At 56.7% G+C, this 24,625-nt stretch carries 23 protein-coding genes and 2 pseudogenes; 6 read left to right on the top strand and 19 right to left on the bottom strand.

The window, feature by feature from the left end; translation table 11 throughout:
- Nucleotides 1-112 precede the first annotated feature (112 nt).
- Nucleotides 113-373, top strand: coding sequence for a DUF2790 domain-containing protein (locus MF6394_RS19555; RefSeq protein WP_078467344.1), 261 nt, complete (start codon nucleotides 113-115; stop codon nucleotides 371-373).
- A 30-nt stretch (nucleotides 374-403) separates the two neighbouring features.
- The gene (locus MF6394_RS19550) at nucleotides 404-1,615 is read left to right on the top strand and encodes a cytochrome c biogenesis protein DipZ (RefSeq protein ID WP_078467343.1); all 1,212 of its coding nucleotides are present in this window, start codon (nucleotides 404-406) and stop codon (nucleotides 1,613-1,615) included.
- 99 nt (nucleotides 1,616-1,714) lie between these two features.
- Here the strand turns inward: MF6394_RS19550 and MF6394_RS19545 are convergent, their stop codons facing one another.
- The 7 genes and pseudogenes from MF6394_RS19545 to MF6394_RS19520 all read right to left on the bottom strand — a co-directional run bounded on the left by MF6394_RS19545 (nucleotide 1,715) and on the right by MF6394_RS19520 (nucleotide 7,621).
- Nucleotides 1,715-2,677, bottom strand: coding sequence for an aldehyde dehydrogenase family protein (locus MF6394_RS19545; protein ID WP_238597305.1), 963 nt, complete (start codon nucleotides 2,675-2,677; stop codon nucleotides 1,715-1,717).
- A gap of 258 nt (nucleotides 2,678-2,935) precedes the next feature.
- A pseudogene (locus MF6394_RS34675) lies at nucleotides 2,936-3,013 on the bottom strand (creatininase family protein); the annotation flags it as partial.
- 12 nt (nucleotides 3,014-3,025) lie between these two features.
- Entirely contained in the window at nucleotides 3,026-3,802 is a 777-nt protein-coding gene (locus tag MF6394_RS19540; protein ID WP_047710856.1) for an alpha/beta fold hydrolase, read from the bottom strand.
- Between the two features lie 25 nt (nucleotides 3,803-3,827).
- A complete protein-coding gene (locus MF6394_RS19535) occupies nucleotides 3,828-4,337 on the bottom strand; it encodes a cytochrome P460 family protein (protein ID WP_078467342.1) in 510 nt (169 codons plus the stop codon).
- Nucleotides 4,338-4,361: 24 nt separating this feature from the next.
- Entirely contained in the window at nucleotides 4,362-5,432 is a 1,071-nt protein-coding gene (locus tag MF6394_RS19530; protein ID WP_078467341.1) for an alpha/beta fold hydrolase, read from the bottom strand.
- Between the two features lie 62 nt (nucleotides 5,433-5,494).
- Nucleotides 5,495-6,862, bottom strand: a complete 1,368-nt coding sequence (locus MF6394_RS19525) for an epoxide hydrolase family protein (protein ID WP_078467340.1) — start codon at nucleotides 6,860-6,862, stop codon at nucleotides 5,495-5,497.
- Between the two features lie 258 nt (nucleotides 6,863-7,120).
- Entirely contained in the window at nucleotides 7,121-7,621 is a 501-nt protein-coding gene (locus MF6394_RS19520) for an Lrp/AsnC family transcriptional regulator (protein WP_047710852.1), read from the bottom strand.
- 119 nt (nucleotides 7,622-7,740) lie between these two features.
- Between MF6394_RS19520 and MF6394_RS19515 the strand changes: the two genes are divergently transcribed.
- Nucleotides 7,741-8,775 carry a histone deacetylase family protein gene (locus tag MF6394_RS19515; protein ID WP_078467339.1) on the top strand — a complete coding sequence of 345 codons (1,035 nt, stop codon included), beginning with the start codon at nucleotides 7,741-7,743 and terminating at the stop codon, nucleotides 8,773-8,775.
- A 105-nt stretch (nucleotides 8,776-8,880) separates the two neighbouring features.
- The gene (locus tag MF6394_RS19510; protein ID WP_078467338.1) at nucleotides 8,881-10,311 is read left to right on the top strand and encodes an amino acid permease; all 1,431 of its coding nucleotides are present in this window, start codon (nucleotides 8,881-8,883) and stop codon (nucleotides 10,309-10,311) included.
- A gap of 72 nt (nucleotides 10,312-10,383) precedes the next feature.
- Here the strand turns inward: MF6394_RS19510 and MF6394_RS19505 are convergent, their stop codons facing one another.
- The 7 genes and pseudogenes from MF6394_RS19505 to MF6394_RS35040 all read right to left on the bottom strand — a co-directional run.
- Complete coding sequence (locus MF6394_RS19505; RefSeq protein WP_078467337.1) at nucleotides 10,384-10,632, bottom strand: CsbD family protein; 249 nt, start codon at nucleotides 10,630-10,632, stop codon at nucleotides 10,384-10,386.
- Nucleotides 10,633-10,766: 134 nt separating this feature from the next.
- On the bottom strand, nucleotides 10,767-11,375 hold the full coding sequence (locus MF6394_RS19500) for a dTMP kinase (protein ID WP_078467336.1): 609 nt from the start codon (nucleotides 11,373-11,375) through the stop codon (nucleotides 10,767-10,769).
- Between the two features lie 143 nt (nucleotides 11,376-11,518).
- The gene (locus MF6394_RS19495; RefSeq protein WP_078467335.1) at nucleotides 11,519-13,246 is read right to left on the bottom strand and encodes a hydrogenase maturation protein; all 1,728 of its coding nucleotides are present in this window, start codon (nucleotides 13,244-13,246) and stop codon (nucleotides 11,519-11,521) included.
- 470 nt (nucleotides 13,247-13,716) lie between these two features.
- On the bottom strand, nucleotides 13,717-14,700 hold the full coding sequence (locus tag MF6394_RS19490; protein WP_078467334.1) for a hypothetical protein: 984 nt from the start codon (nucleotides 14,698-14,700) through the stop codon (nucleotides 13,717-13,719).
- A 171-nt stretch (nucleotides 14,701-14,871) separates the two neighbouring features.
- Nucleotides 14,872-15,864 (bottom strand): alpha-xenorhabdolysin family binary toxin subunit B, encoded by a 993-nt coding sequence (locus MF6394_RS19485; protein ID WP_078467333.1) that lies wholly within the window; start codon nucleotides 15,862-15,864, stop codon nucleotides 14,872-14,874.
- A 17-nt stretch (nucleotides 15,865-15,881) separates the two neighbouring features.
- Nucleotides 15,882-16,982, bottom strand: a complete 1,101-nt coding sequence (locus MF6394_RS19480; protein WP_078467332.1) for an alpha-xenorhabdolysin family binary toxin subunit A — start codon at nucleotides 16,980-16,982, stop codon at nucleotides 15,882-15,884.
- A gap of 245 nt (nucleotides 16,983-17,227) precedes the next feature.
- A pseudogene (locus MF6394_RS35040) lies at nucleotides 17,228-17,323 on the bottom strand (IS5/IS1182 family transposase); the annotation flags it as partial.
- A gap of 225 nt (nucleotides 17,324-17,548) precedes the next feature.
- Between MF6394_RS35040 and MF6394_RS19475 the strand changes: the two are divergent.
- On the top strand, nucleotides 17,549-18,454 hold the full coding sequence (locus MF6394_RS19475) for a LysR family transcriptional regulator (RefSeq protein WP_078467331.1): 906 nt from the start codon (nucleotides 17,549-17,551) through the stop codon (nucleotides 18,452-18,454).
- Nucleotide 18,455: 1 nt separating this feature from the next.
- On the opposite strand, the gene MF6394_RS19470 is transcribed toward MF6394_RS19475, so the two are convergent.
- The 5 genes from MF6394_RS19470 to MF6394_RS19450 form a co-directional block, all read right to left on the bottom strand.
- Nucleotides 18,456-19,388 carry a cupin gene (locus MF6394_RS19470; RefSeq protein ID WP_044273778.1) on the bottom strand — a complete coding sequence of 311 codons (933 nt, stop codon included), beginning with the start codon at nucleotides 19,386-19,388 and terminating at the stop codon, nucleotides 18,456-18,458.
- A gap of 158 nt (nucleotides 19,389-19,546) precedes the next feature.
- Nucleotides 19,547-20,878 (bottom strand): LLM class flavin-dependent oxidoreductase, encoded by a 1,332-nt coding sequence (locus MF6394_RS19465; protein ID WP_078467330.1) that lies wholly within the window; start codon nucleotides 20,876-20,878, stop codon nucleotides 19,547-19,549.
- 22 nt (nucleotides 20,879-20,900) lie between these two features.
- On the bottom strand, nucleotides 20,901-21,854 hold the full coding sequence (locus tag MF6394_RS19460) for an ABC transporter substrate-binding protein (protein WP_069557521.1): 954 nt from the start codon (nucleotides 21,852-21,854) through the stop codon (nucleotides 20,901-20,903).
- 165 nt (nucleotides 21,855-22,019) lie between these two features.
- The gene (locus MF6394_RS19455; RefSeq protein WP_078467329.1) at nucleotides 22,020-23,348 is read right to left on the bottom strand and encodes an ATP-binding protein; all 1,329 of its coding nucleotides are present in this window, start codon (nucleotides 23,346-23,348) and stop codon (nucleotides 22,020-22,022) included.
- Nucleotides 23,345-24,055 (bottom strand): response regulator, encoded by a 711-nt coding sequence (locus MF6394_RS19450; RefSeq protein ID WP_275623540.1) that lies wholly within the window; start codon nucleotides 24,053-24,055, stop codon nucleotides 23,345-23,347. The genes MF6394_RS19455 and MF6394_RS19450 overlap by 4 nt, the downstream gene beginning before the upstream one ends.
- A gap of 164 nt (nucleotides 24,056-24,219) precedes the next feature.
- Here MF6394_RS19450 and MF6394_RS19445 point away from each other — a divergent pair, with 164 nt between their 5' ends.
- Complete coding sequence (locus MF6394_RS19445; protein WP_078467327.1) at nucleotides 24,220-24,552, top strand: hypothetical protein; 333 nt, start codon at nucleotides 24,220-24,222, stop codon at nucleotides 24,550-24,552.
- Nucleotides 24,553-24,625: the final 73 nt, after the last annotated feature.

The raw sequence follows: 24,625 nt of genomic DNA, 5'->3' as shown, positions 1-24,625 counted from the left end.
TTTTTGACACAGACGAGATACCTCGCGGGCTTCTAATGAGCCACATCGAGGCCAACCCAAGCGCCTCGGCTCAACTGAACGACCCAACCCTTGAAGCCTTGAGGAAACGACCATGAACACCAATACCCTCTATGCCACTTGCCTGTTTGCCGCCCTGAATATCTGCACCTTCTCGGCCCGCGCCGACGCCGACGTCACGCCGCAGACCTACACCTACGGCACGCACCTGGACATCCAGAAAGTGGTGGCATTGACACAGGATGCCGGGGCTGCCTGCGGCATTGTCGATGCCCAGCTGACCTACCTGAATTCGCAGGGCAAGACCGAGATCCTGAACTATCGCAAATTTGCCGAGTGCCACAGCGATAACTGAGCCCGGCCCACATTTCATCAGGAGACCCTTATGTTCCTCATCGCATTCCTGGGCGGCTTATTGACCGTCCTCAGCCCTTGCATCCTGCCGGTCGTGCCGTTTCTGTTCGCCGGTATCGACCGCACACGCTCGTCGATCCTGCTTACCCTTGGTGGCATGGTCCTGACCTTCGCGCTGATTTCCAGCCTGGCCGTGGTCAGCAGTGAATGGGTGATTCAGGCCAACAACACCGGACGTCATGTGGCACTGGTGGTGATGGCGCTGTTTGCCTTGTCGTTGATCTCGGCGCGGATCAGTGGCTGGCTGGCCAGCCCGTTCGTGTTACTGGGCAATCGCCTCGACCCCCAGACGCGCAACATGTCCGGGCCGCTGGGTTCGCTGATGATCGGCGTCGCCACTGGCCTGCTCTGGGCGCCGTGCGCCGGGCCTATTCTCGGGGTGATCCTTACCGGCGCCATGCTGCAAGGCGCCAATGCGCAAACCAGCCTGCTGCTGGTGGCCTACGGCCTGGGCAGTGCACTGTCGTTGGGTATGCTGATTTTTGCCGGACGCGGTTTAGTCAATCGCCTGAAGGCCTCGATTCCGGTCACGGGTTGGCTGCGGCGCGCCACCGGTTTTGCGGTCCTGGCCGCAGCGCTGATGATTTCTACCGGTGCCGACAAGACGCTGTTGGCCGGGGCGTCGTCCGAAGGCGTCAGCGTGCTGGAAAAAGGCGTGCTGCAAAGCGTCCCCAAAGTCGTCGAATACCTGGTAAGCAAGGCCAAGGCCGAACCCACCCTCGACAACGCCCAAGGCCCGATGCCGTCGCTGTCCGGCGCGGTGGAATGGCTCAATTCGCCCGCACTGACCAGTGAATCGCTCAGAGGCAAAGTGGTGCTCGTCGATTTCTGGACTTACGACTGCATCAATTGCCAGCACACCCTGCCGTACGTGAAGGACTGGGCGCAGAAGTACGAGAAGGATGGCTTGGTGGTAATCGGCGTCCACACCCCGGAATACGGTTTTGAACGCATCATCAGCAATGTCAGGGATGAGGTGAAAAAGCTCGGCATCACTTACCCGGTAGCCATCGATAACAACTACGCGATCTGGCGCAACTTCGATAACCAGTACTGGCCCGCGCATTACCTGATCGACGCCAAAGGGCAAGTGCGTTTCACCCACTTCGGAGAAGGTCGCTACGAGACGCAGGAAAAGATGATTCAGCAACTGCTGCAGGAGGCGAAAGCTCCAGCCGCGTAACCCTTGAAAATCCATGGCCCACAGGCAACGCGCTGTGGGCCATTAGCTTTTTCTCCTGCGGCCTGGGTTGCGCGACCACCCTCTCCCGCCCACCCCAGGCTAATCGGACACGATGCTTTTGGCCTCAAGAAATGCTTGCAGCCCAAAGACTCCAAACTCCCGGCCGACACCGGACTGCTTTACCCCGCCGAACGGCGCCAGCAGCTCTGGCGAAATTCTGTTGATCAACACCGAGCCGGCCTGCAGCTGGGTCGCCAGGCGTTGGGCACGCTCCGGTTGCCGGGAAAATACATACGCCTGCAAACCGTAGAGACTGGCATTGGCAATAGCGATCGCCTGTTCTTGCGAGTCATACGCAATGATCGATAGCACCGGGCCGAAAATCTCCTCTTGCGCGATGTCCATGTCATTGCTGACGTCGGCAAAGACCGTAGGCCTGACGAAATAGCCCTTGTTCAAGCCGGTCGGCCTGCCCTCCCCGCCGATAATCAACGTCGCGCCTTGCGCCTGCCCGCGGCGGATGAAAGCTTGTACGCGGTCGAATTGGGCGCGATTGACCAGCGGCCCGAGAGCAGTGGCCGGATCCTGCGGATCGCCGACGACCATCGCTTCAACCAGGCTTTTCACGCGCTTGATAATGTCCTCGGCGTGCGAGCGTGGCACCAGCAGACGTGTGCCAGCGACACATGCCTGACCGTTGTTCATGAACGCAGCATTCAGAGCCAGGGGAATGGCGATGTCGAGTTCGGCGTCATCCAGGATGATAGAGGCCGACTTCCCCGTGAGCGACAGGCTCACTCGCTTCATGGTCTCGATTCCGGCACGTGCAATGAGCTTTCCGGTGGCGGTGGGCCCGGTGAATGAAATTTTCGCGATGAGTGGGCTGGCGCTGATTTCGTCACCCACATCACTGCCGCGTCCCAACAGAATATTGAAAACCCCGTTGGGCAACTCTGCGCGATGCAGCGCTTGGGCGAGCACGGTGGTTTGCAAGGGGCTCAACTCGCTCGGTTTGATGACCGAGGCACAACCCGCCGCGATGGCAATGCCAGTTTGCTGCATATCGTCCCGGCGGTGCTGTTCCAGGGGGCAAACAGCGCCGCGACTCCGACCGGCTCCATCACCACGGTAGCGTCACCGACCGAACGACATTGCACCGTTTCATTGCCATGAACGGGAACGAATGCTCCGTCAATGTAACTGTGATTGATCTTCCACATCGTCGCGTACCTGATTGATTGCGGTTGCCCGCGATAAGCACAACGCCCGGTATGCCCAGGCGTTGGCCGCGTCGAATACCCCCCTCTCCCGCGTTTCAGCGTTGCACAACTTCAAAACGAAACCCGCCGTGCGACGTGCAAAACTCGCCTCGGCGTAGAGCGCTGAAAACGCCGCTTCGCCCTTGGCGTGTCATTTCGCGGTAGCGGCTTTTTCGATGAGGCGGGCAACCGGTTCCGGGTTCGAAACCATCACCACATGGGAAGCGCCCTTGACCACCTCCACGGCTTTGGCAGCGGCGCGCTTGGCCATGAATGCCATGGCTTGCGGGGGAATGTTCTTGTCCTTGTCGCCGTAGATGTACCAGGACGGAATGTGCTTCCAGGCAGGGCTGCCGGACGCTTCGTTGAGCGCCGCTTCCGTTACCGGGCGTTGGGTGGCGGCCATCAATGCTGCCTCTTTCGCGGGGACGTCAGCGGCGAACTGGTTGTGAAACTTGTCCTGCTGGATGTACAAGTCCTTGCCCCCATCGGCCAGCGGTACAGGCGCAGCCAGCGTTGGGCCCAGCGTGCTGCCCGGGAATTTGCCGGCCAGCCCGGCGACGGTTTCCCCGGCCTCAGGTGCAAACGCACTGACGTAAACCAGGGCTTTGACGTTTGCATGATCGTTGGCCGCATCACTGATAACGTTGCCGCCATAGGAATGGCCGACCAACACCAACGGCGAATGAATGCTCGTCAGCAATGCCGAGATTGCCGAACCATCGCTTTTTACACCGCGCAATGGATTGGCAGCGGCAACCACCGGGTAACCGTCCTTCTCGAGAATCTTCACCACGCCATTCCAACTCGACGCATCGGCAAAGGCGCCATGCACGAGCACAATCGTGGGTTTTTCAGTTTGCGACCAGGCGTGTGTCGCCATGCTCAGGCTGACGGCGACGGCCAGTGTGGTTAATACTTTTTTCATTGTTAACTCCGGGTTTGACGGGAAATCAGGGAGCGAAGCGCGTGAAGACAAGGTCGTGATTACGCACTCGCGCCTGGTGACAGGCGAAGCAGGTTGCGTGTTGGGCTTCATCGGCCGGTTTACCGTTGATAAACCGCCCGAATCCCCAACCACCGGTTGCTGCATATTTTTTCGAGTCCTTGACCATCACCTGCACGGTCGTGGCCGGCCCCGGGATGGACGCCGGCTCGAATTCCGAAGACTGCACATGTTTCCAGGCCAGCTTTACCAGCACCGTGCCATCAGGGAATGGCAGCGTTGAATCCTGATAAGCCTTGATGGCCAAGTCATTGCCCAGCACGGCTCGCAGTTCGTGCAGGGGGGCCGCTTCCTGCGCCGGCGCAATCAGCGGCCATAGGCGGTAGTTTTCCGGCAATTTCACGCCATAGATCGGTGAGGCGTCGCCCTTACTGGCGTCGCCCGAGGCGACACCGGTAGCGGTCAACGCTGCGATTGCAATGGCAGCCGACATCGCGGCCAGAAATTTCAGCTTCATCATCGCCCTCCTCTCAGCCGGTTTTCAAAGATGATCGGCGTCGATCACCGCCTGGGCGAAGGCTTTCGGCGCTTCCTGCGGCAAATTGTGGCCTACACCACCGGTGATCAATCGGTACTCATACTTGCCAGTGAAGCGCTTGGCGTACGCTTCGGCAGGTGGGTGCGGTGCGCCGTTCGCATCACCTTCCAGGGTGATGGTGGGCACGCTGATGGATGGAAATGCCGCGAGTTTCTTCTCCAGCGCGTCGTATCTGGCCTCGCCCTTGACCAACCCCAGGCGCCAGCGATAGTTGAAAATCGACACGGCCACGTGATCAGGGTTTTGCAAGGACGCCGCGCTGCGCCCATAAGTGGCGTCGTCGAAATTCCACTGTGGTGACGCCAGCTTCCAGATGAGCTTGGCGAAGTCATGGGTGTTTTTCTCGTAGCCCAGACGCCCGCGCTCGGTCGCGAAGTAGAACTGGTACCACCACTGCAGTTCGGCGGCTGGCGGCAATGGCGCCTTGCCCGCCTCTTGGCTGCCTATCAGGTAACCGCTCACAGCGACCAGGGCTTTCACTCTTTCCGGCCACAGTGCGGCAACGATATCTGCAGTACGGGCGCCCCAGTCAAACCCACCCAGTACCGCCGTCTTGATCTTAAGCGCGTCCATGAAGTCGATCAGGTCGGTCGCCAGCGCAGCAGGTTGACCATTGCGAACTGTCTTGGCCGAGAGAAAATGCGTATCGCCATAACCACGCGCAGAAGGGATCAACACTCGATATCCCTTGTCCGCCAAAGCAGGAGCGACATCAGCGTATGCGTTGATATCGTAGGGCCAGCCGTGCAACAAAATGACCACAGGGCCATCGGCTGGGCCGAGTTCCGCGTAAGAAACGTCCAGCAGCCCCGCTTTCACATGCTTAAGAGCACCGAGAGAGGTGTGAGCTCCCGGGGTGATAGCCCCAATGGTGGACGCGGGCACATCAGCCGCGCTGGCTTGGGAAAAACCGACAGCCAACGCTGCGAATTGCAGCATCGCTGCTGCCAACAGCGATGGGGCAAGACCCCGCAGGCGGCTGGATTTTTGATTGTTCAGCAAGGTCATCTCCATGGTGTTTCTCCGTAGCGAGCCGCCGAATAGCGGCCCGGTGTGTTGACTGGATTGGGTTTGAGCTACTGGGCTGTCTTGGTTGCGCTCAGCTTGGCGCGCAGCGGCCGGAAGGCCTCCCGCAATTCTTCGCTGAACAATTGAGGTTGCTCCCAGGAAGCGAAGTGGCCGCCCTTGTTAACCTGGCTGTAGTAGGAGAGTGATGGGTAAGCGCGTTGCGCCCAGCTTTTTGGCGCCTGATAGATCTCGTGCGGGAAGACCGTGATCGCCACCGGCACCTTGATGCTTGCGGTGTTCTGCGCGGCAGCGCTGAAATTGTTGTTGTTGTTTTCCCAGTAGAAACGCGATGACGATGCGCCTGCGTTCGTCAGCCAGTACAGGCTGATATCGTCCAGCATCTCGTCACGGGTCAATACCCGTTCAGGCTGGCCATCACTGTCCGTCCACGCGGCGATTTTTTCGTACATCCACGCCGCAGTTCCGGTAGGCGAATCGGCCAGCAGGTAACCGATAGTCTGCGGGCGCGTCACCATCATCGCGCCGTATGCTGCATTGCGGCCGAAGAAGGTGCTCAAGGAATCAAACGCCTTGCGTTCAGGCTCAGTGAGCCCGTCAGGGGCCGGGTCACCACTATTGATCGGCTTGACCAATTCGGGCGGGATGGTGGCCGGCATGTTCAAGTGAATGCCCAACAGCCCCGGCGGATTCAGGCGGCCCAATGCATCCGATATGACCGAACCGTGATCTCCGCCCTGGGAAACATAGTGGGTATAACCCAGACGCTTGATGAGCACATCCCAAGCCTTCGCGACTCGATCCGGCCCCCAACCCAATTCAGTTGGCTTACCGGAAAAGCCGTGTCCCGGAATCGATGGAATGATCACGTCGAACGAATCTTCAACCTTACCGCCGTAAGCAACGGGATCCGTGAGCGGGCCGATCGTCTTCAGGAACTCAAACTGTGAGCCAGGCCATCCGTGTGTCAGAAGCAGCGGCATCGCGTTGGGGTTTGGCGAGCGAACATGGATGAATTGAATATCGACGCCGTCGATAGTCGTGATGAATTCAGGCAGCGCATTGAGCTTCGCTTCAGCCTTGCGCCAGTCATAGCCGCTGCCCCAATACTTCACCAGCGCCTGGACCTGGGCCAACTGCACGCCTTGGGACACGTCATTGACGGTTTCTTTGTCCGGCCAGCGGGTCGCCGCAATGCGCTTTTTCAGATCGGTCACTTGAGCTTCATCGACGTGAATTCGATAAGGTCTAATCGATTCGGGATGGGTCGAGGCCGAGCTGGCAACTGACGCATCGGCGGCCGGGCCAGCAGCCCATGCAGCACCGCTGCCGGCTATCAGGGCCAACCCCAAAGCGCCCATGCTCACGGAAGAAGCCAGACAATGGCGCCAGGTGAAACCGAACGTAGCTGCAGGCATTTTGAATTTCCTATAAGTCATTGGTCGACAACGTCGCGAAACGCGCAGAGATAGCCGCGAGTTAAATGAGTCATCCATTGGAGAAGGTTTGCGCCTTCTCGATGGGTTCATTTAAAGCCCCGCAGGTATCCCGTATGTGTCATCAACCGACTTAAAGGAATCGCTGTGTATCTATCCAAAGCGCAGATACAAAACGATACAAATGCGCCAATCGCTGCTAAAGACAGGGTTCCACTTCGTGATCTAACCCCTGCCCATTCACGCCTTGATCGATTTGGGTATCGCGATACGGCTACTGGTCTTAATTTCGCGTAAAGCCAGACTGGACTGGATGGACGCAATACCCACCTGACGCCTGAGCACCTGCTCGATAAAGTCACTGTAGCTATCAAGATCCTCTGCCAACACTTGCAGCACGTAATCGGCATCCCCAGTGATCTTGTGACAGGCCAACACTTCAGGCAGTTGAGCAATCACTGCCTCAAAAGCATCGGGAGCGTGGTCGGCGTGGGTGGAAAAACGGATGTGCACGAACGCCATGATATCCAGCCCCAGCATTCGTCGATCAAGGTTCGCCTGGTAGCCTTTAATCACGCCCGCCTCCTCCATTCTCTTACGCCGCCTCCAACAAGGTGTCAGGCTTAATGACAAGCGCTCACTGAGCTCAGAGTTGGAAATACTCGCATCCTCCTGCAGCAACGCGAGAATCGCCAGGTCGGTGTCGTCGAGACTGATGCGTTTGGATGTTTTTTTCTGCATTACGTCATTCCTGAGTAAAAACGCCCGAATAATCCAGTAAACCACGAAAACAAAGCAAAGAAAGCGCATCAGAGCCGGAACAGAATATTTGCACTGGCCCATATCAGCGGATGCGCACAATGTTTACAGTTTTCAGTGATTCCCACCGTTTGCACCACGGCACCGAATTGAAAGACGGCGTGCTCAAGCCGTCCTTCGAACAGCCCAGTCGGGCCGATACCGTCCACCATCGGGTCAAACAGGTAGGTCTTGGCCAGATCATCGAACCGCGAGCATTTGATCGGTCGTGCTATGTCAACGCGCACAGCGAGCGCTACGTAACTTTTCTGGAATCTGCCTGGTCTGAATGGTGTGCAACCGGGCGCACCCACGATGCCTTGCCGCTGGTATGGCCAGTGCGTGATCTGGCCAACGAGCAAGTCCCGACGTTCATCGACGGCAAGCTGGGTTTCTACGCCATGGACGCCGGCTCACCCATTACCGCCACCACCTGGCAAGCGGTAAAAACCAGTGCCGATATCGCGCTGACCGGACTTGCGCTGATCGATGAAGGTCACGACAGTGCCTTTGCCCTATGCCGCCCACCCGGCCATCACGCAGCACGTGAATACATGGGCGGCTATTGCTATCTGAACAACGCAGCCATTGCCGCACAGCAGGCTATTACCCGAGGCGCCAAGCGTGTCGCGGTATTGGATGTCGACTTTCATCATGGCAACGGTACCCAGAATATTTTCTACGGGCGCAGTGACGTCATGTTTGTCTCGCTGCACGGCGAACCGACGGTGTCCTATCCGTACTACTCAGGCTACAGCCACGAAGTCGGCGTTGGTCACGGCGAAGGTTACAACCTGAACTATCCGCTGCCGAAGAACACCTCTTGGGAAAGTTACCGCAACGCCTTGCTCCACGCCTGCAAGAAACTCCAGCAATTTGCCCCTGACGTGCTGGTTATTTCACTGGGCGTCGACACCTTCAAGGACGACCCCATCAGCCACTTTTTGCTTGAAAGCGAAGACTTCATCGGCATCGGCGAGCTGATAGCCGGCGTGGGCTGCCCTGCCCTGTTTGTGATGGAGGGTGGCTACATGGTCGATGAAATCGGGATCAATGCAGTCAATGTGCTGCATGGTTACGAGAGCAAACGGGCCTGAAACTCCGCAAACCACAACCGTCAGTAGCCATTACATCTCGATCAAGGTCACCTGATTCCCACTTTTCTACCAAAACTCAAAAACATAAAATCAAGAGGTTTTGTAATGAAATCGACTCCGTCCGAGCGGGTTGAACAGCCCGCGCTGCAGCGCACACTCAGCAATCGTCACATTCAGTTAATGGCCATGGGCGGTGCTATCGGGACAGGCCTGTTCATGGGTTCCGGGAAGATCATCGCCCTCTCCGGCACGTCGATCATCCTCATCTATATGATCATCGGACTGTTCGTCTACTTCGTCATGCGTGCCATGGGCGAAATGTTACTTTCCAATTTGAGCTTCAAAACCTTCGCTGATTTTGCCGGTGCCTATCTTGGCCCACGCGCAGCATTCTTTCTCGGCTGGTCATATTGGCTAAGCTGGAGCGTTGCAGTGATAGGTGATGCAGTCGTGGTGGGTGGATTTTTTCAGTATTGGTTCCCTGATATACCCGCCTGGATACCAGCCATCGGCATGCTGATAACACTGTTCGCCTTGAACGTGCTGACTGTCAGGCTCTTCGGTGAAGTGGAGTTCTGGTTCGCGATCATCAAAATCATTGCCGTCGTTGCCCTGATTGGGGTGAGCATGGTGCTGATTGCCAGCTCCTTTGTCTCACCCAGTGGCGTCACCGCGTCCCTGAACCACTTGCTGGATAAACAGGGCGCATTCCCCAACGGCTTGTTCGGTTTCTTTGCCGGGTTTCAGATGGCGATTTTCTCATTTGCGGGCACCCAGCTGATCGGCACCGCAGCCGCCGAAACGCGCTCCCCCGAAAAGACCCTGCCTAAAGCCATCAACTCGATTCCGCTCAGAATCATCTTGTTTTATGTGCTGGCACTGGCCTGCATTATTGCAGTGACTTCCTGGCAACAGGTTTCGCCCAACAAGAGCCCCTTCGTCGAGCTGTTTCTTGTTGCGGGGTTCCCCGCAGCGGCCGGTATCGTCAACTTTGTGGTGCTGACATCCGCCGCCTCATCGGCCAACAGTGGCGTATTTTCATCCAGCCGGATGCTGTTCGGACTGGCTAATCAGGACAACGCTCCGGGGATTTTCCGGCGTCTGTCGAGCAATAGCGTGCCTCTGCTGAGCTTGGCGTTCACCACCTTGTTGATGCTGCTGGGCGTGTTGTTGCTGTTCATCGTTCCAGAAGTCATGACCGCGTTCACCATCGTCTCTACCGTGTCAGCAATTCTGGTGATTTTCACTTGGTCGACGATCCTCGCGTCGTACATTGCCTATTGCAACAGGCGTCCTGACCTGCATGCAAAATCGACCTACAAGATGCCTGGCGGCGCACCGATGGCCTGGTTCTCTCTGGCGTTTCTGGGCTTTGTTCTTTGTCTGCTGGCGTTGAGACCCGACACCCGAATTGCCTTGATGGTCATGCCGGGGTGGTTCATATGGTTGGCAATTGCTTACCAGTTGACCTGTTCCAGAAAACCCAAGCCCGCTGACAGTTCGGCAAATCAATACAAACGCGAAGGCTTGGTTTAAGGGCTATGGCTTACCGCCCTCGTACCTCCTGGCGCGGAACTCCAAGGAGTACGAGGGAAATCTTGCTGAGGTTCAGCGACCAAGCAATCTCTTCAGCACCAATAGAGCAACAGCTCCGATTGCCAGTGCAGCAACCGGCTTCTCTTTGGCGAATGTAGAAACACTGTCCAGTGCGTCGCCATAAGTTTGCGTCAGTTGACCGGCTGCCTGGCGTCCAGCGCCCTCAGCTTCCAACTTCGAATCGCCAAAAAGCTTCCCGACTGCGCTCTGCGCTTTGCCAGCAACCTTTTCTACAACGCCTTCTACCTGTTCGCTCTTCATGATGAACCAAACCTTCGTTTTTAATTGGGTAACCCAGGAGAAACCTGGACTTGAGGCAACGTGCAAAGCGTTAGTTGGACAGGCTTAGCGATTAGTTCAAATTGATGAACCTCACTTGGTCCAGATCAATTAGATCAAAGGACTTTATATATCTGCGAAACCACCCGCCTCATCGCCTCCTCAATCGTCCCCTCATTGCGACACATCACCCACCCCTGCCCCACAGCTGCTCGTTCAAAAGCCTCGGTACACACAACTTGCTCCTCCAGCTTAGACATCACCGTACTGCTCAGCCCGCGCCGTCGTGCTGCCGCCCGTGCCCAGGATATTTGCGCCGCGGTGACAACCCCCACATGCAGATCCGGCACTTGCACCTGTCGATGAATGTTCAGTTCAAGAATGTCTGCAAAGGGTATCAATCGACGAAACGCTGCATCAGACGGGTACCAGCGATCCATCAGGATGATGCTGTCAGGTGGCTGTGCGGCCAGTACGTGCTGGGTAATCCAACTGCGGCTGTCAGCAAAGCGCTCACACACCTCAAGTTCCAGGTCCCGGCTGGGGTCTCTGGCGAATTTGTTAACCAGCGCCATCGTTTGCGCTCGATAGGGATCGCTCTTGCGCTCGCACAGTCGGACGACCTTTTTATTGTCGGCCCTCAATGCTGTCGTAACGGCCTCCAACAGCGTGGTTTTGCCGGTGCCCTTGGGCCCATCCAACGAAATAAACAGCGCCCGAGTCATACGAGCGCTGCGTTATCGTTCAGGTTGTGCAGTTCCATGGGGCCTCGGGGTCTTTGCGGTTGGGCGAGTTGGCCTCCATTATGGGCAACCCTATGACCCAATGCGAGGCTGGACTGGCCGCCGCGCCCTCCCCGCGTCGACGGTCAGTCATTCAGCATCCGGCTTTGCGGCACGCCAGCCTCGTACTTCAACGCCCACGGCGCAATCAACCGCTGCGGGGTCTGGCAGGTTTTGCGTTTAAACACGAAGTTGCGACACTTCTCGGCAAACTGCTGGCGGTTGTCCACCATATCCAAACGCATCTGTGCCAGTTCCTGCTCGCGACAGCGTTCAACTTTCTGAGTATCCAGCGTGGCTTTGCGTGTGCGTGCGTGAAGGTACTTATCATCGGTCAACGCGCTGTCGGCCTGTTGCAAAAGCCACAAGCCAAATGCCTGTGGGCAACGCGGGCCGATGGCCTGGACCATGCCGTATTGCTGGGCCTGAATGGCACTGATGGGCAAGCATTCTTCAGTGAGTTTATGCGCGATTTCGCTGCCCACGGCCCGTGGCAGGCTGTACGTCCAGTATTCGGAGCCGTAGAGCCCCATGGTTTTGTAGTGCGGGTTGAGCACCACACCTTCGCGGGCTAATACAATGTCGGCGGCCAGCGCCAGCATCACGCCGCCTGCGCCCGCGCTGCCGGTCAGGCCGCTGATCACCAGTTGCCTGGCGGTGAGCAGCTCCAGGCACACATCGTCGATGGCTTGAATATTGGCCCAGGCTTCCAGCCCCGGCACGTCGGCGGCCTGGATGACATTGAGATGAACGCCATTGGAAAAGCTACCGCGCCCGCCCTTGATCAGCAACACGTGGGTGTCTCGCGCCTTGGCCCAGCGCAACGCTGCCACCAGCCGCTGGCATTGTTCGGTGCTCATGGCGCCGTTGTAGAACTCGAACGTCAGTTCGCCGACGTGGCCGAACTCTTGGTAGCGAATAGGTTGATAGACCCGCTCGTTGAACGGCTGGCGGGCGATTGAACTGTCCAGCACTGGAACGCCGGCCAGCCGTTGCGCCAGAACATGCCGTGCCGTCAGCTTGAAGGTCTCTGGGCCTTTGGGTTTGAGCGAGCCGATCCACAGGCTGTAATCCCCAGCCGCCACCAGCACGGCGTCGTCCTGTACCGCGAGGATTTCGCCGGGGGTGCCCTGGCGGGCGTCCAAGTGCGCGTCGTAGAGGTAATATTGCCCGCCCAACAGGCTCGCCAACACGCCGGGCTGGCCATCGGCAGCGTCGATGCTGCGCTTGATAAAGGCTGCGCAATCGAACCAACTGAAGGTGCGGTCAGCCTGGGTCATGTTCGGCTGCAAGCGTCCGATAACACTGGGTTGGGTGTAATCGAGCGGTGTCGGCACGAAGCCCTTGGCGAATTTCGCCACGACGTCACGGATGCAAACCATCGCGGCGTCGCTCACCAGGCCGTTGTACAACTCGGATTTTCGCACCTGGTCGGGCATGTCGAACTCACAGGTGGACCAGATCGGCCCGGCGTCCATTTCCTCCACCGCTTGCAAGGCGGTGACGCCCCAACGGCTGGCCTGCTGGGTGATCGCCCAATCCAGCGCACTGGCGCCACGGTCGCCGACGATGCCCGGATGGATGATCACCACCGGGCGCAGGGGATGGCTCCACAGTTGGTGCGGCACACGGTCCTTCAAAAAGGGGCAGATCACCAGATCGGCGCCGGACGCCTCCACCTGCTGGCACACGGTGGCTTGATCGGTGAATACCACAACGCTGGGGTCGTGACCCGCCTGGCGCAGATCCAGCCAGGCCCGTTGGGTTAAACCGTTGAATGCCGATGATAACAACAGGATCTTCAGTGATCGCATGGCTGACTCTTCCTTGAGAATGTGCGACCAGAGCTGCTCGTTGAGCCGTCCCTGGCCATCGATAAGCGCCCAAGGTTATAGAGCGAGCCAGCGGGGTCACCTGATCGAGATCAATCTTGTGTCAGCAAAGCGCGCTGCCTGTTCGAGTTGACAGCCCCCGCCAAAACTCAACAACCTGCACCTCTCACCGCCCTGCCCTGAGTCGGCCCTTGGACTATTTCACCGCCCTCACCGCCTTCATCGAATAAGCCGCGTTTAAGAGAGCACTATCGCGGTAAGCCGATTTGCTAGCTGTGACAGCCCCATGCTGGCTACTGCATTTCTCACTCGCGAGCAACGCCCACTTCATCTCTTAAATAGTGAAAAGCCGGATTCAATTCATGTGCTCTTCACTAATTCCTTTACTATTCCAAGCCATCGAGGCCAGATTGATCGTCTTTTGAAGTTGCAGAGACCTAGTTTATAGCGAGTCATATGGATCCTAGCAGGACTTTGACGCTGGCCCAATCGTTCATAATATTTTGCATTGTCACTTTAAAGACTTTAAGCATTTTAATATTTGTGATTTGGTCAGTGTTGCGTTGAGCGTTCTGGATAAAGCTGGAAGTTTCTATCCAAAGTTTTTCAAATTTCACAATGGCTGGATCTACGCGTGCCACAGACTCAGATAATCCTAGATACCAACCACATACTACCAGGGAGATCAAGGGGGACATAATCCTTGTGTGATTCCTCGGCGATGCTTCCTCTTCTCTTTGTTCTAATAATATCTTTTCTCGAGACTCAGCCTCTATTAATTTCTCAGTGTTCTCTTCCTTTGTGGCTTGTCGAATCTCTTCACGTACAGCTTCAAGAAGCGGTGCCGTTTTTGGAAAAGCCTGATTTATCGGACCTTCTACATAAGGGCGAAGATCATTCACAACAAAGTGTTTGAATTCGGAGACAGTATTTTGAAATGCACTGACTCGTTTGAAAGCCGTAGACGTTGTGGTTTGCAGTGCTTCCATATGGCTAGAGAGTGAATTGCGTTGGCAAATATCTTCGACGCTGAGTAACGAGGCATCGAATTGGTCAATTTCAAACTGGCTTAAATGGTCAACTCTTTTGGTTTCAGCTGAGGTGTTGTTGATGATGCTTATAACTGATTCGCCAAAGCGCTGGACATTGTTTGCGATGTCTATGATTTCAGAGCGAACAAGCAAAGACCTTTCAGCTATGGCATCGCCATCTCTATGAAATCTAATGGCATTTTTGATGAACCTGTCAAGCTCAGCACCTTTACCTTTCCAATAGTGAGGCACGTCGCCGTAATTCTCTTCGAAAGCAATATAAGGGTCCTTGATATAAGCAAATTCAATTTGTTCATTATAGTGTACTAAGAAATCGGGCTGATTTCTGTTGAATGCAGTGAGCTTGGGGTCTCGGAAGAAAAGGGTTACTGTAGCTGCGTCCATTGTTAATCCTCTCATTGATTGCGAGTGACGCGATAGAAGGCCGCTTGCCATTCGAGAAAATGCAATCTATTTATCGAAATTGCCAACTCTAAAAGATAGAGGTGCAGCCATGCTTAATAAGGGGGGCATAATAGATATATGCGCCGGAAAGCTTAAATCTAAACCGTTGAGTCAGTTAGTGCGGCGCAACCAGTAAAATGCAATAGCATCAATATGCCGAGGGACATCCGGTAAATTTTCTAGGAACTTGTCGCCAATGGAAATCAGGCCATCGGTGGAATTTATATCGTACGGAGAAAAAACTTCGTTGATGAGTCCAGTCAACATTCCGATGATTTTTCGAGCCTCTGCCACGTACAATTCCCGCGGCTCGAAGATATCCTGTATCGCCGTCAATGCGCTTTTTTTATCATCAATTTCGTTTACTTTCTTTTGTTCGTAGTTCATCTGGGATTGCCGAATGGAAATCTCCCCAGCTAATTTATCACGCGCTTCTACTAGGTGGTTATACTTAAGCTGATCGTTCAAGATATTGAGCACTTTTTGCGCAACGTTCAAGCCTGATTCTACAGCTATTGTCGCTTTTTTTGATGGGGAGTTAACGGCTGAAGTCACCGCTGTTTTTACTTCATCAAAAATAGGCTGCCCCCTGTCAATGAATGTTTTTGACTCAAATTCAATAATTGCTTTTTCAAGCGTTTCATATTTCCCTCGCTTTCCACTAAGCTCTTTTTGATCTGCTGGAAGATTGCTTAATAATTTGATGCGCTCTGATTCGAGTGTGGCAATTTCTCCCGAGTTATCAGTAAGAGTCACTGTTTCAAAACCATCCAGTGCCGCAGTCATGCGCCGCGCAAGCTCTTCAAGGTTTGTTTTTACATCTTGAAGGTTCTTTCTCAACTCTAACTTTATTGAGTTGTCGTCATTTTCTTTGAGGATTTTCAGATAAGGTCGTATTTGCGTGTCGTTCAGGATGCTCGCCACATTGCTCAAATCCTCATTGAATGTTCTATCAGAACTATCGAGTGAGTGTTTGAGGCTCTGGAGTTCAGAGGCGAGTGCGGGAATATAGAGACTGCTCAGTTTCACGTCTGCGTACTCGCGTATTAAAATCCGAGCTTTATTAATATTTGGCTTGTAGGGGGACACTAGTTCGATAGTCATTTTTATGTGCTCAGGTATCAGTTTCTTTGGCCGAAAGCAGCCGACATGTTATTCATGTTGTCCTGGATATTCTTCCAGCGCGACAGTACGTCGGTCATTTTGATAACAAAAATAACAAGAAGGCTAAAATCCCTGGTCCCAGATAGTGCGTTTTTCGCTGCTGTAATTTCAGTAAGTGTATTACTCCACAGTGTTTCGATTTGCATAAGCCCCTCTACTGCTCCTTTGGTGAAAATCTTAAGACTGACCATTCCTGAATGGATGCTATTAAGCACCGACGCCACCTTTTGTAATTCGGCTTGCCGAGCCAATAACGTACTCTCTTGATGGTTCAGCTCGGTAATTTTCGCGTTATAATTCGCGTCACGGACGCCAAAATAGGCGCCACATAATGGCACGCCGATAACAGGAAGAATTAGAGTGGCAAACATAAACCACTCCCCCACGCTGTACTTGGATTCACTTCGCAGATTGCTGAGCTGATTGTTAACGGTGATAAGCTTTGCTGTGATGTCTCGCAGCTCTTCCAATGTCTTGGAGGCTAATGCGATGTTTGCTTTGTGTCCTACATCCTGTTCGATTCTATCCAGAGTCGCGTCGAAGTCTACTAACTGCGTCTTAACTTCTGCAGCAATATTTTGCTTATCCTGAATGGAGCCAATAATTAATTTCACGTATTCGTTGATCGTTTCGTAAGTATCATCGACCTGGGGGCCGCTCGTATTCAGTGGAACCTTGAAATTCTGGATTTGCTCAACTGTAAGATCAGTCGTTTTAAGTTTATAGTCGTTATAGCCTTCAATGGCCTGAACTTCGTCAAGTGCCGGCTGAGTGTTTGCTTTAAGGTCGCTCGCAAAGCGCTTCAAAGAACTGGAAACTTTTATTATTTGTGTTTCCAGAGGGGACCATTTTTTTGCATGGTTATGAATGTTATCAAAGGTGACCAATAGGTCAGACGCAGTAATGCCACCCTCATTAACACTTCCATGGAATTCGCTATTAATAGATTCTAAAGTGAGCGGAAGCGTAAGCCCCGCATTCACATAACGCCTAACTTTTTCCACGTCGTCTGAAGTCACCTTGGCCTTAGGTGGGCTGTATGAAATTTCACTGCTCATAAACTGTTCCCTCTATTTAGGTGTATTTGTGTTTCTTATTGGAAAATTTAGCAAAAAAAATGAAAGGATCTACTGTGACTTTTGACAGTTGACAAGCTTGGGCTGGCGTACCCTTTGTCTGGCAGCCAGATAAATCCATAAAGAACAAGAAGTTGTATTTGTGGTGGGGTTGGCATGGCGGCGAAATTAGTTAGCCAGTTGATGCCTGGTAGCTTTTTCTTGGATAGTAATGGAATAAAAAATGTCTAGGCTCTGTACGAAAAGTAATGTCGTAAACACCTCATGGCGCAGGCCCGAGAGACCATCGTCGCTTAACTTTTCGCGAGTTCGTCGAAGCGCGTAACGATGCTGTTCATTGTTGCCCTGGGCAACGGCGTTCTTTTATCACTGACCACCCTTCGACTGGACGCAGCCGGTGCCTCGGCCACCATGACTGGTATCGTTTCACCAACAGCCCTGATTTATGAAAACGGGGGCTGCATCGTGGTTCTACGGTCGTGCAGTTGACAGCCCCCGGCAAAACTCAACAACCTGCACCTCTTATCGCCCTGCCCTGAGGCTGCCCCTTGGACTATTTCACCGCCCTCACCGCCTTCATCGAAGCCGCCGAAGGCAACAACTTCTCCCGCGCCGCCGAGCGCCTGGGGATCAAGGCCTCAACGGTTTCGCGCTACGTGAAGGACCTTGAGCAGGACTTGGGCATCGCGCTGTTCAACCGCTCCACACGCACGCTGCATCTGACCGAAGGCGGCCAGACCTTCCTGATACACGCACGCAAGGTGCTGGATGAGCTGGAACACGCCAAGGCTGCCACGTCTGCGTTGAACCAGCATCCCCGGGGCGTGCTGAAACTCAACCTGCCACCGGCGTTTGCGCGGCATCACATCCTGCCGGCGTTGAATGACTTTCTGGTGCGTTACCCGCAAATCAGCGTGGAACTGGTGCTGGATAACAGCCAGGTCAATTTGATTCATGCCGGCGTCGATTTAGCCATCCGCATTGGCGAGCTGGCCGATTCGACGCTCAAGGCACGCAAGCTCAGCGACGGCCATTACCGCTTGGTGGTCAGCCCGGCGTTTGGCATGCAGCACCCTCCTCCGTCCACGCCCACGGACCTGGCCGGTGTGCCTGCGGTGTTGGGCACGTCTATCACGGGCGATATCAGTTTTGTATCCGCCGGTCGCGCGTTCCCGCTGCTGCATGATGGCGCGATTCGAATCAACGACCTGGACGCGCAACTGATCGCCGTGCGCCAAGGCTTGGGCTTTGCGCTGTTGCCCGACTGGCTGGTGGCGCGAAGTATCGAGGCCGGCGACTTGGTAGTGTGGTTACCGGAATGGCATATCCAGGGCGTGGAGCGGGCGTTTGCGGTGTGGTTTGTCTACCCGCCCAAGCGCATTGTGTCGTCCAAGGTCCGGTGTTTTATCGACTTTATCGTTGAACGACTGGGCGAGACCCCGGACTGGAAATGACTCAACTGAAGCGAATATCCAACGCGCGCAAGTAAGTTTGCAGCCCGGCATCCTGAATCGGGATCAGGAACGCCTCGCTATCTGATTCATTAAAATGCGCATGCCAATAACCCGGTGGTGTGACAAACGCCAGGCCGGGCGACCAGTCGACCCGTTGCGGGTTACGGATTTGCCCATCCGCCTCAAGCTCAGTGCCCACCAGGGAATAACAGCCCTTGGGGCAATCGATAATGAAGTCCAGTGCAATCGACTGATGCCGATGGGGTTTCTGCACCGATCCTGCCGGCAGAATCCCGTACATGGCCCACAATACGTGGGTCACCGTGCGCGTCTGCGGAAAGTGGCGGTTACCCAGCAGGATACTGATGCGGCTGCGGTCCTGGGCCCTGGGATCATCGGCTGCTTCACGCAACTTCGCGTTGGCCAGTGCTGCCGGGTACAGGGTTGGCGCAAAGCGGTCGGCACTGGGTGTCACCCCCAGGTAACGCAGCAACGGCTCATCGTGCACATAGTAAAGACGCGCATCCTCGCGGGCACTGAAGTGCGCCTGCTGTAACCCCGGCAGGGCAATAAAGCAGCCCTTGGACCATTGAATCTCATACTCGCCCTGAACCACGCTGCCCTCCCCGGCGATCACGTAGAACACCTGGGAGGTGGCGTTGGGCTGCAGCGTCAACGTATCGCCACGGTTAAGGCGCATGAAATTCGCGCACAACCCTGGGCCTGTGGCGGGGCCTTCGCAGCCCAAGGCGTCGCTGAGGTCCAGCGGTACCACGCGCGAGGGGCCACTGTCATACAGCGAGGCGGGAAAGCTATGGTAGGGAATGCGGGAAATCAGGTTGGCACTGATGGGGTTCGCCGCCTTGCTGTACTCGAAGTACTCGGCGTCGACTTGGTTGATATCCGTCAGTGCGGGGTCGAATTCACGGTTCATAAGGCTCACCTCAGTCTCGGGCTGGATCGCGCAGCGCCGTTGAACGGGCTGCACGGGGTGAGTGGACTATAGACACAGCTCGCTGGCGGATTAATGCCTGTGACGGCACAGCAGTTATGCGAAATGGGGCAGTTAACGCAACCCCGCAAAACCAGCCCTTAGGATAAGGGGAAGCGCTGGAACCTCGGAATCGCCAAGCCCAGGCTTTCACGCAAGGTCGAGCCCTCGTAGGCCGTGCGATAAACACCGCGCTCTTGCAGCAACGGAATCACCTCCTGAGTAAAACGATCAAATTGCCCAGGGTGCCCGATGTAGATATTGAACCCATCCACGGCCCGTGCCTCGAACCAATCCGCCATTTTGTGCGCCACCGTGGCGGCGCTGCCAACGAACGCGCCTGGGCGCAATTGCCGGCCAAATTCGACGGCCTGGCGCAGGGTAAAGCCCTGTTCCCGCGCCTGGTCGGCAATGCGTTTGGCGGCGGTAAAAAAACTGCTGCGCGCGGCCTCCAGGCTCTCTTGCGGGAACGGCGCGTCCAAGTCGTATTGGCTGAAATCATGCCAGCCAAAATTGCGCCCGAACTCCTTGAGTGCCAATGCAAAACTATGGTCCACCTGATGGTAGTGCTGTTCGATTTCCCGGGCATGGGCATCGGTGTCGCCCACATAAATTTCCGCACCGGGCATGATCAGTAACTGCTCAGGATCACGCCCCCGTTGTACCGCCCTGCCCTTGATATCCCGGTAAAACGCCTGGCCCTGCTCGATACTGGCCGCGTGGGTGAAGATCACATCGGCGGTGGCGGCGCCCAGCTCGCGGCCTTGTTCGGAGTCACCGGCCTGGAAAATCACCGGCTGGCCTTGGGGCGAGCGCTGGATATTCAGCGGGCCCACCACCCGGAAATGTTCGCCCTGGTGATTCAGGCTGTGCAGCTTGCTCGGGTCGAGAAACTGCCCGGTGGCACGGTTGCTCACAAACGCATCGTCTTCATAGGAGTTCCACAACCCCTGCACCACCTGAACGTGTTCGGCGGCGCGACCATAGCGGGTGGCGTAGTCGTAATGTTCGTCGCGGCTGTAATTGCCAGCGGTACCGGCATCGCCACTGGTCACCACGTTCCAGCCGGCGCGGCCTTTGCTGATCAGGTCCAGGGAGGCCAGGCGCCGGGCGACGTTATACGGCGAGTTATACGAGGTGGTCAGCGTACCGACCAGGCCGATATGCCGCGTGCTCACGGCCAGTGCCGACAGCAAGGTCAGCGGCTCCAGGCGATTGAGGTAATGGGACGGCGAGCCTTCGGTGATGAACTGGCTGTCGACGATAAACATCAGGTCGAACAATGCCGCCTCGGCCTGGCGGGCTATCTGGATGTACCAGTCGACGTTGACGCTGGCATCGGCCGGCAATTGCGGGTCAAGCCACAGGTTATGGCGGCCCGGCCCACCGCAGCCCATGGTCAGGGCGCCCAGTTTGAGCTGTCTTTTAGTCATTGCGCAGTAGTCCTTCAAGCGGTCAGGGCTGGGTCGTGGCGACGGCGGGCTGCAAAGCGGCCGTGAATGAAGGGTCGAACAACGTGGCGGCAGAGTAAGACTTGACCAGGCCCAGGCCGGCGAAAAAGTCCACGGTCTTTTGCGCCTCGATGGGCGCCTGGGGCGTCAGCGGTTCGACGGTGGTGCGCGCGCGGGCAAACCAGACGCGGGCGATGTCGGCATCCGCGCGGGTGCGCTTGGCCCAGGCATCGGCATACGCGTTGGCGTTGGCCGGGCTTTGGCGGGCCCAGTCGCGGGCTTTTTTCAGACGCTGGAGAAAGTCGCTGATGGGTTCACGCTTGGCCTCCACAGCACTGGCGTTGGCGGCAATGAAACTCTGGGCCGGGATCAAGTCTTCAGCGGTTGCCAGCACCCGCGCGCCTTGGCGTTCCTGTTGCGTGACATAGGGTTCCCAGGTGGCGATCACGTCAACCGCACCGCCTTCCAGCGCGTGGGAGGCATCCAGGGCGCTGAGGTAGCGCCATTGCAGCGAATCCCGCGCCACCCCGGCCTTGTCCAGCGCGGTCAGCAACAGTTGCTGGCTCCAGGAGCCCTTCCAGATTGCGGCGCGCTTGCCTGCCAGATCAGCCAGGCTGTGGATCGACGAATCCTTTTTCACCAGGATGGCCACGCCGTCGAGATTTTGCCGGCTCACGGCGATCACCTTGATCGGTGCGCCCAAAGCGCCCAAAAACAGCACCGGGGCATCCCCGAGCAGGCCCAGGTCCAGGCTGCCGACGTTGAGCGCTTCGGCCACCGGCGACCCGGCCGTGAACTGTTTCCAGTCCAGCGTGTAGGGCAGGTCATCGAGTACCCCCGCCGCTTCCATCACGGCCTGGGCGTTGTAGCTCTGGTCGCCGACCACCAGGGTTTGCGCCTGCGCCGTCAGGCACAGCAATGAGGCGGCCAATCCAGCCGCCAGGGTTAGGTAACGCACGTTCGTCTCCAGATGCCGTGTGGGGCATTCAAGTCGATCCGCGCGTACGGTCTCGGTTTTATAAGGTCATTTGTTGTCTGGGGTATTTTTGCGGTGTTGAAGGCGGGATGTAAAATACTCATAACGCATAACCTAATTCAATAATAATGCGCGTATCGCATCACGCTAGCACGGCAATTCAACCCGGGCCACCAACCCCGAACCACGTCGATTGCTCAGGCTCAGTTCACCGCCCTGCTCGCGCACAATCGCCCGTGCCGCCGAGAGCCCAAGCCCCACCCCACCGGTATTGCGGTTGCGTGAGGTCTCAAGGCGAAAGAACGGATCGAACACACGCTCCAGGTCTGCTTCAGGAATCCCCGGGCCCTCGTCGCTGACCTCGATGCACACCCTCTGGTCATTAACACTCAGTGCAATGCTGGGGTGCCGGGCGTACTTGGCAGCATTTTCCAGCAGGTTGACCACCACCCGTTTCAGCCCCAGTGGCCGGCCGTGATAGACCAGATGGGGCGGCCCTCGGAAGTCGACCACCAGTTGCTGGTCGCGATAGTCGTCGATGATGGTTTGCAGCAGTTCAGACAGATCGAACGCCGTGCTGTGCTCCAGCACCGTATCGTCGCGGAAAAACGCCAATGCGGCGTTGATCATCGACTGCATTTCCTCGACATCGCGAATCAGCTTGTGTTGATGGTCCAGGTCTTCCATGAACTCACAGCGCAGGCGTATACGCGTCAAGGGCGCGCGCAAGTCATGGGAAATGGCCGCCAGCATCTGGGTGCGCTCGCCGATAAAGTGCTGGATCTGCGCCTGCATGGCGTTGAAGGCGATGGTGGCCTGGCGTATCTCGTCGGGGCCTTCGATGTCGATGGGCGGTGCGCGCAGATCGCCACCGAAGCGTCTGGCAGCGCTGGCGAAACGCTGCAACGGCTGGGCCAATTGCCGGGTGGCGATCCAGGCGACCAGCAAGGTGGCGATCAACCCCAGGATGATGATCACCGCAATCCGCGTGGGTGCGCTCAGGCCCCAACTGCGTTCGGGCGGGATGAAGGACAACCAGCTGCCATCAACTAACTGCACCAGCGCCACATAATGTGCGTCGGGGCTGCCACGCGGCCAATCGTCCGGGCTGTACACCTGAATGGTGCGCCCGGTGCCAAACAACGCCTGTATCCCGGGGACTTCGCCGGCTTGTAGCACGTTGCCGCCGCTGGGCAGGCCGAAATCCACGGGGTTGGTATGCCACGTCACCTGCAACCGGGTATCGCTGGCCGCTGCCGCCAGGTGCGAGCGCAACGGCGCAGGCGCGGCCTCGATCACTTTCAGTGTCGCGGCCATCTGCTCAAGCAACCCCGTACGGTCGATGGGCGGACGCGCCCACACCCCGGCCACCTGCACGAACAAGGCGTTGAGGGCCAGTGAGGCGAGCATCGCGGCGAGAATGGTCAGGGCGATCCGCCGATTCAGGGTGTCGCGGCGCAACAGGCGGCGGATCATGAGCGGGTCACCGGGGCGGTGAACAGATAGCCGCCATTGCGCACGGTGCGGATCAGGTCCGGGCGCTTGCAGTCGGGCTCGATCTTGCGCCGCAGCCGGCTGACCTGCACATCAATACTGCGGTCGAAGGCGTCGTGGCCCTGGCCGTGGGTCAGGTCGATCAATTGGTCGCGGGTGAGGATGCGCTGGGGGTGTTCGAGAAACACCACCAACAAATCGAACTCACCACCGGACAGCGGGATCATGACGCCCTCGGGCGAGCGCAGTTCGCGACAGGTGATATCCAGATGCCAACCGGCAAAGGCAATCACCGGGCGTGAACGCTCGTCGGCCGCACTGACTGCCTGCCCCGCACGCCGTTGCACGGCACGCAGGCGGGCCAGCAATTCGCGCGGGGCGAAGGGTTTGGTCAGGTAGTCGTCAGCGCCCAGTTCCAAGCCAACAATGCGGTCGCTCAGCTCGCCCATGGCCGTGAGCATGATGATAGGAATGCCGAACTGCGCCCGTACCTTCTGGCAGAGGCTGAGGCCGCCTTCGCCGGGCAACATGAGGTCGAGGATGATCGTGTCTGGCCGCTGCTGCGCGATTGCCGCCCACATGGCCTCGCCGTCGGCGGCCACGTCGACTTCATAGGCGTGCTGGACGAAAAACTTCTTCAGCAATGCCAGCACTTCCACGTCGTCATCGACGATCAGCAGTCTGCTCACGTTCACAGATTCCCAGGCCAAAAAAAGAACGACATCTAAAACCATTCCGGCGCCGGGGTCATTTATTTCAATCGCGCAACATTCCTTCGCCACGGACACAACCCGGACATCTTTGGGCAAAACCTGTCGGGCATTCTGCACGCCTACCACTCAAGGAGACGCCTATGAAAGTTTTGAGCAGCAGGTACACCGAGCAGGCAGCGAGCGACGCCCGGCCATTGGTGCTGAGCCAGCGCACCTGCGCCCCCGCTCAGGATAGCCCGTTGCTGTTTCAGGAATCCTGCCTGGGGCTGAACGCGGACCTGGACCGTATCGTGCTGCGTCGCTACTTCGAACACTACAGCCCCGACGCCGGGAGCTGGGTCGAGTACGCCCACTCCATTCCCATCGCCCAGCTTGTCCACTGGATCATGACCCATGGCCAGTTGCACGTCGAATCCTCTTACGACAACCCGAACGCACAGGCCGGCCCGGCATACAGCACCGACGCTCGTTAGCGCGCCTGCTCAAACGTCATAATCACAGGGGCGTCTGCGTGGTAATCTCCCGGCACCACGAATAGACATTGAT

Origin of the sequence: Pseudomonas sp. MF6394 (genome assembly GCF_002018845.1) — a bacterium.
Lineage (GTDB): Bacteria > Pseudomonadota > Gammaproteobacteria > Pseudomonadales > Pseudomonadaceae > Aquipseudomonas > Aquipseudomonas lactis.
Note: the sequence above shows the minus strand (reverse complement) of the source record. Positions and strands in the feature narration are given on the sequence as shown.

Excerpts from the sequence above, each read along its gene's own strand:
- MF6394_RS19555 (WP_078467344.1), top strand. The coding sequence starts at position 113 with ATGAACACCAATACCCTCTATGCCACTTGCCTGTTTGCCGCCCTGAAT.
- MF6394_RS19550 (WP_078467343.1), top strand. The coding sequence starts at position 404 with ATGTTCCTCATCGCATTCCTGGGCGGCTTATTGACCGTCCTCAGCCCT.
- MF6394_RS19545 (WP_238597305.1), bottom strand. The coding sequence starts at position 2,677 with ATGCAGCAAACTGGCATTGCCATCGCGGCGGGTTGTGCCTCGGTCATC.
- MF6394_RS19540 (WP_047710856.1), bottom strand. The coding sequence starts at position 3,802 with ATGAAAAAAGTATTAACCACACTGGCCGTCGCCGTCAGCCTGAGCATG.
- MF6394_RS19535 (WP_078467342.1), bottom strand. The coding sequence starts at position 4,337 with ATGAAGCTGAAATTTCTGGCCGCGATGTCGGCTGCCATTGCAATCGCA.
- MF6394_RS19530 (WP_078467341.1), bottom strand. The coding sequence starts at position 5,432 with ATGGAGATGACCTTGCTGAACAATCAAAAATCCAGCCGCCTGCGGGGT.
- MF6394_RS19525 (WP_078467340.1), bottom strand. The coding sequence starts at position 6,862 with ATGCCTGCAGCTACGTTCGGTTTCACCTGGCGCCATTGTCTGGCTTCT.
- MF6394_RS19520 (WP_047710852.1), bottom strand. The coding sequence starts at position 7,621 with ATGCAGAAAAAAACATCCAAACGCATCAGTCTCGACGACACCGACCTG.
- MF6394_RS19515 (WP_078467339.1), top strand. The coding sequence starts at position 7,741 with ATGTTTACAGTTTTCAGTGATTCCCACCGTTTGCACCACGGCACCGAA.
- MF6394_RS19510 (WP_078467338.1), top strand. The coding sequence starts at position 8,881 with ATGAAATCGACTCCGTCCGAGCGGGTTGAACAGCCCGCGCTGCAGCGC.
- MF6394_RS19505 (WP_078467337.1), bottom strand. The coding sequence starts at position 10,632 with ATGAAGAGCGAACAGGTAGAAGGCGTTGTAGAAAAGGTTGCTGGCAAA.
- MF6394_RS19500 (WP_078467336.1), bottom strand. The coding sequence starts at position 11,375 with ATGACTCGGGCGCTGTTTATTTCGTTGGATGGGCCCAAGGGCACCGGC.
- MF6394_RS19495 (WP_078467335.1), bottom strand. The coding sequence starts at position 13,246 with ATGCGATCACTGAAGATCCTGTTGTTATCATCGGCATTCAACGGTTTA.
- MF6394_RS19490 (WP_078467334.1), bottom strand. The coding sequence starts at position 14,700 with ATGGACGCAGCTACAGTAACCCTTTTCTTCCGAGACCCCAAGCTCACT.
- MF6394_RS19485 (WP_078467333.1), bottom strand. The coding sequence starts at position 15,864 with ATGACTATCGAACTAGTGTCCCCCTACAAGCCAAATATTAATAAAGCT.
- MF6394_RS19480 (WP_078467332.1), bottom strand. The coding sequence starts at position 16,982 with ATGAGCAGTGAAATTTCATACAGCCCACCTAAGGCCAAGGTGACTTCA.
- MF6394_RS19470 (WP_044273778.1), bottom strand. The coding sequence starts at position 19,388 with ATGAACCGTGAATTCGACCCCGCACTGACGGATATCAACCAAGTCGAC.
- MF6394_RS19465 (WP_078467330.1), bottom strand. The coding sequence starts at position 20,878 with ATGACTAAAAGACAGCTCAAACTGGGCGCCCTGACCATGGGCTGCGGT.
- MF6394_RS19455 (WP_078467329.1), bottom strand. The coding sequence starts at position 23,348 with ATGATCCGCCGCCTGTTGCGCCGCGACACCCTGAATCGGCGGATCGCC.
- MF6394_RS19445 (WP_078467327.1), top strand. The coding sequence starts at position 24,220 with ATGAAAGTTTTGAGCAGCAGGTACACCGAGCAGGCAGCGAGCGACGCC.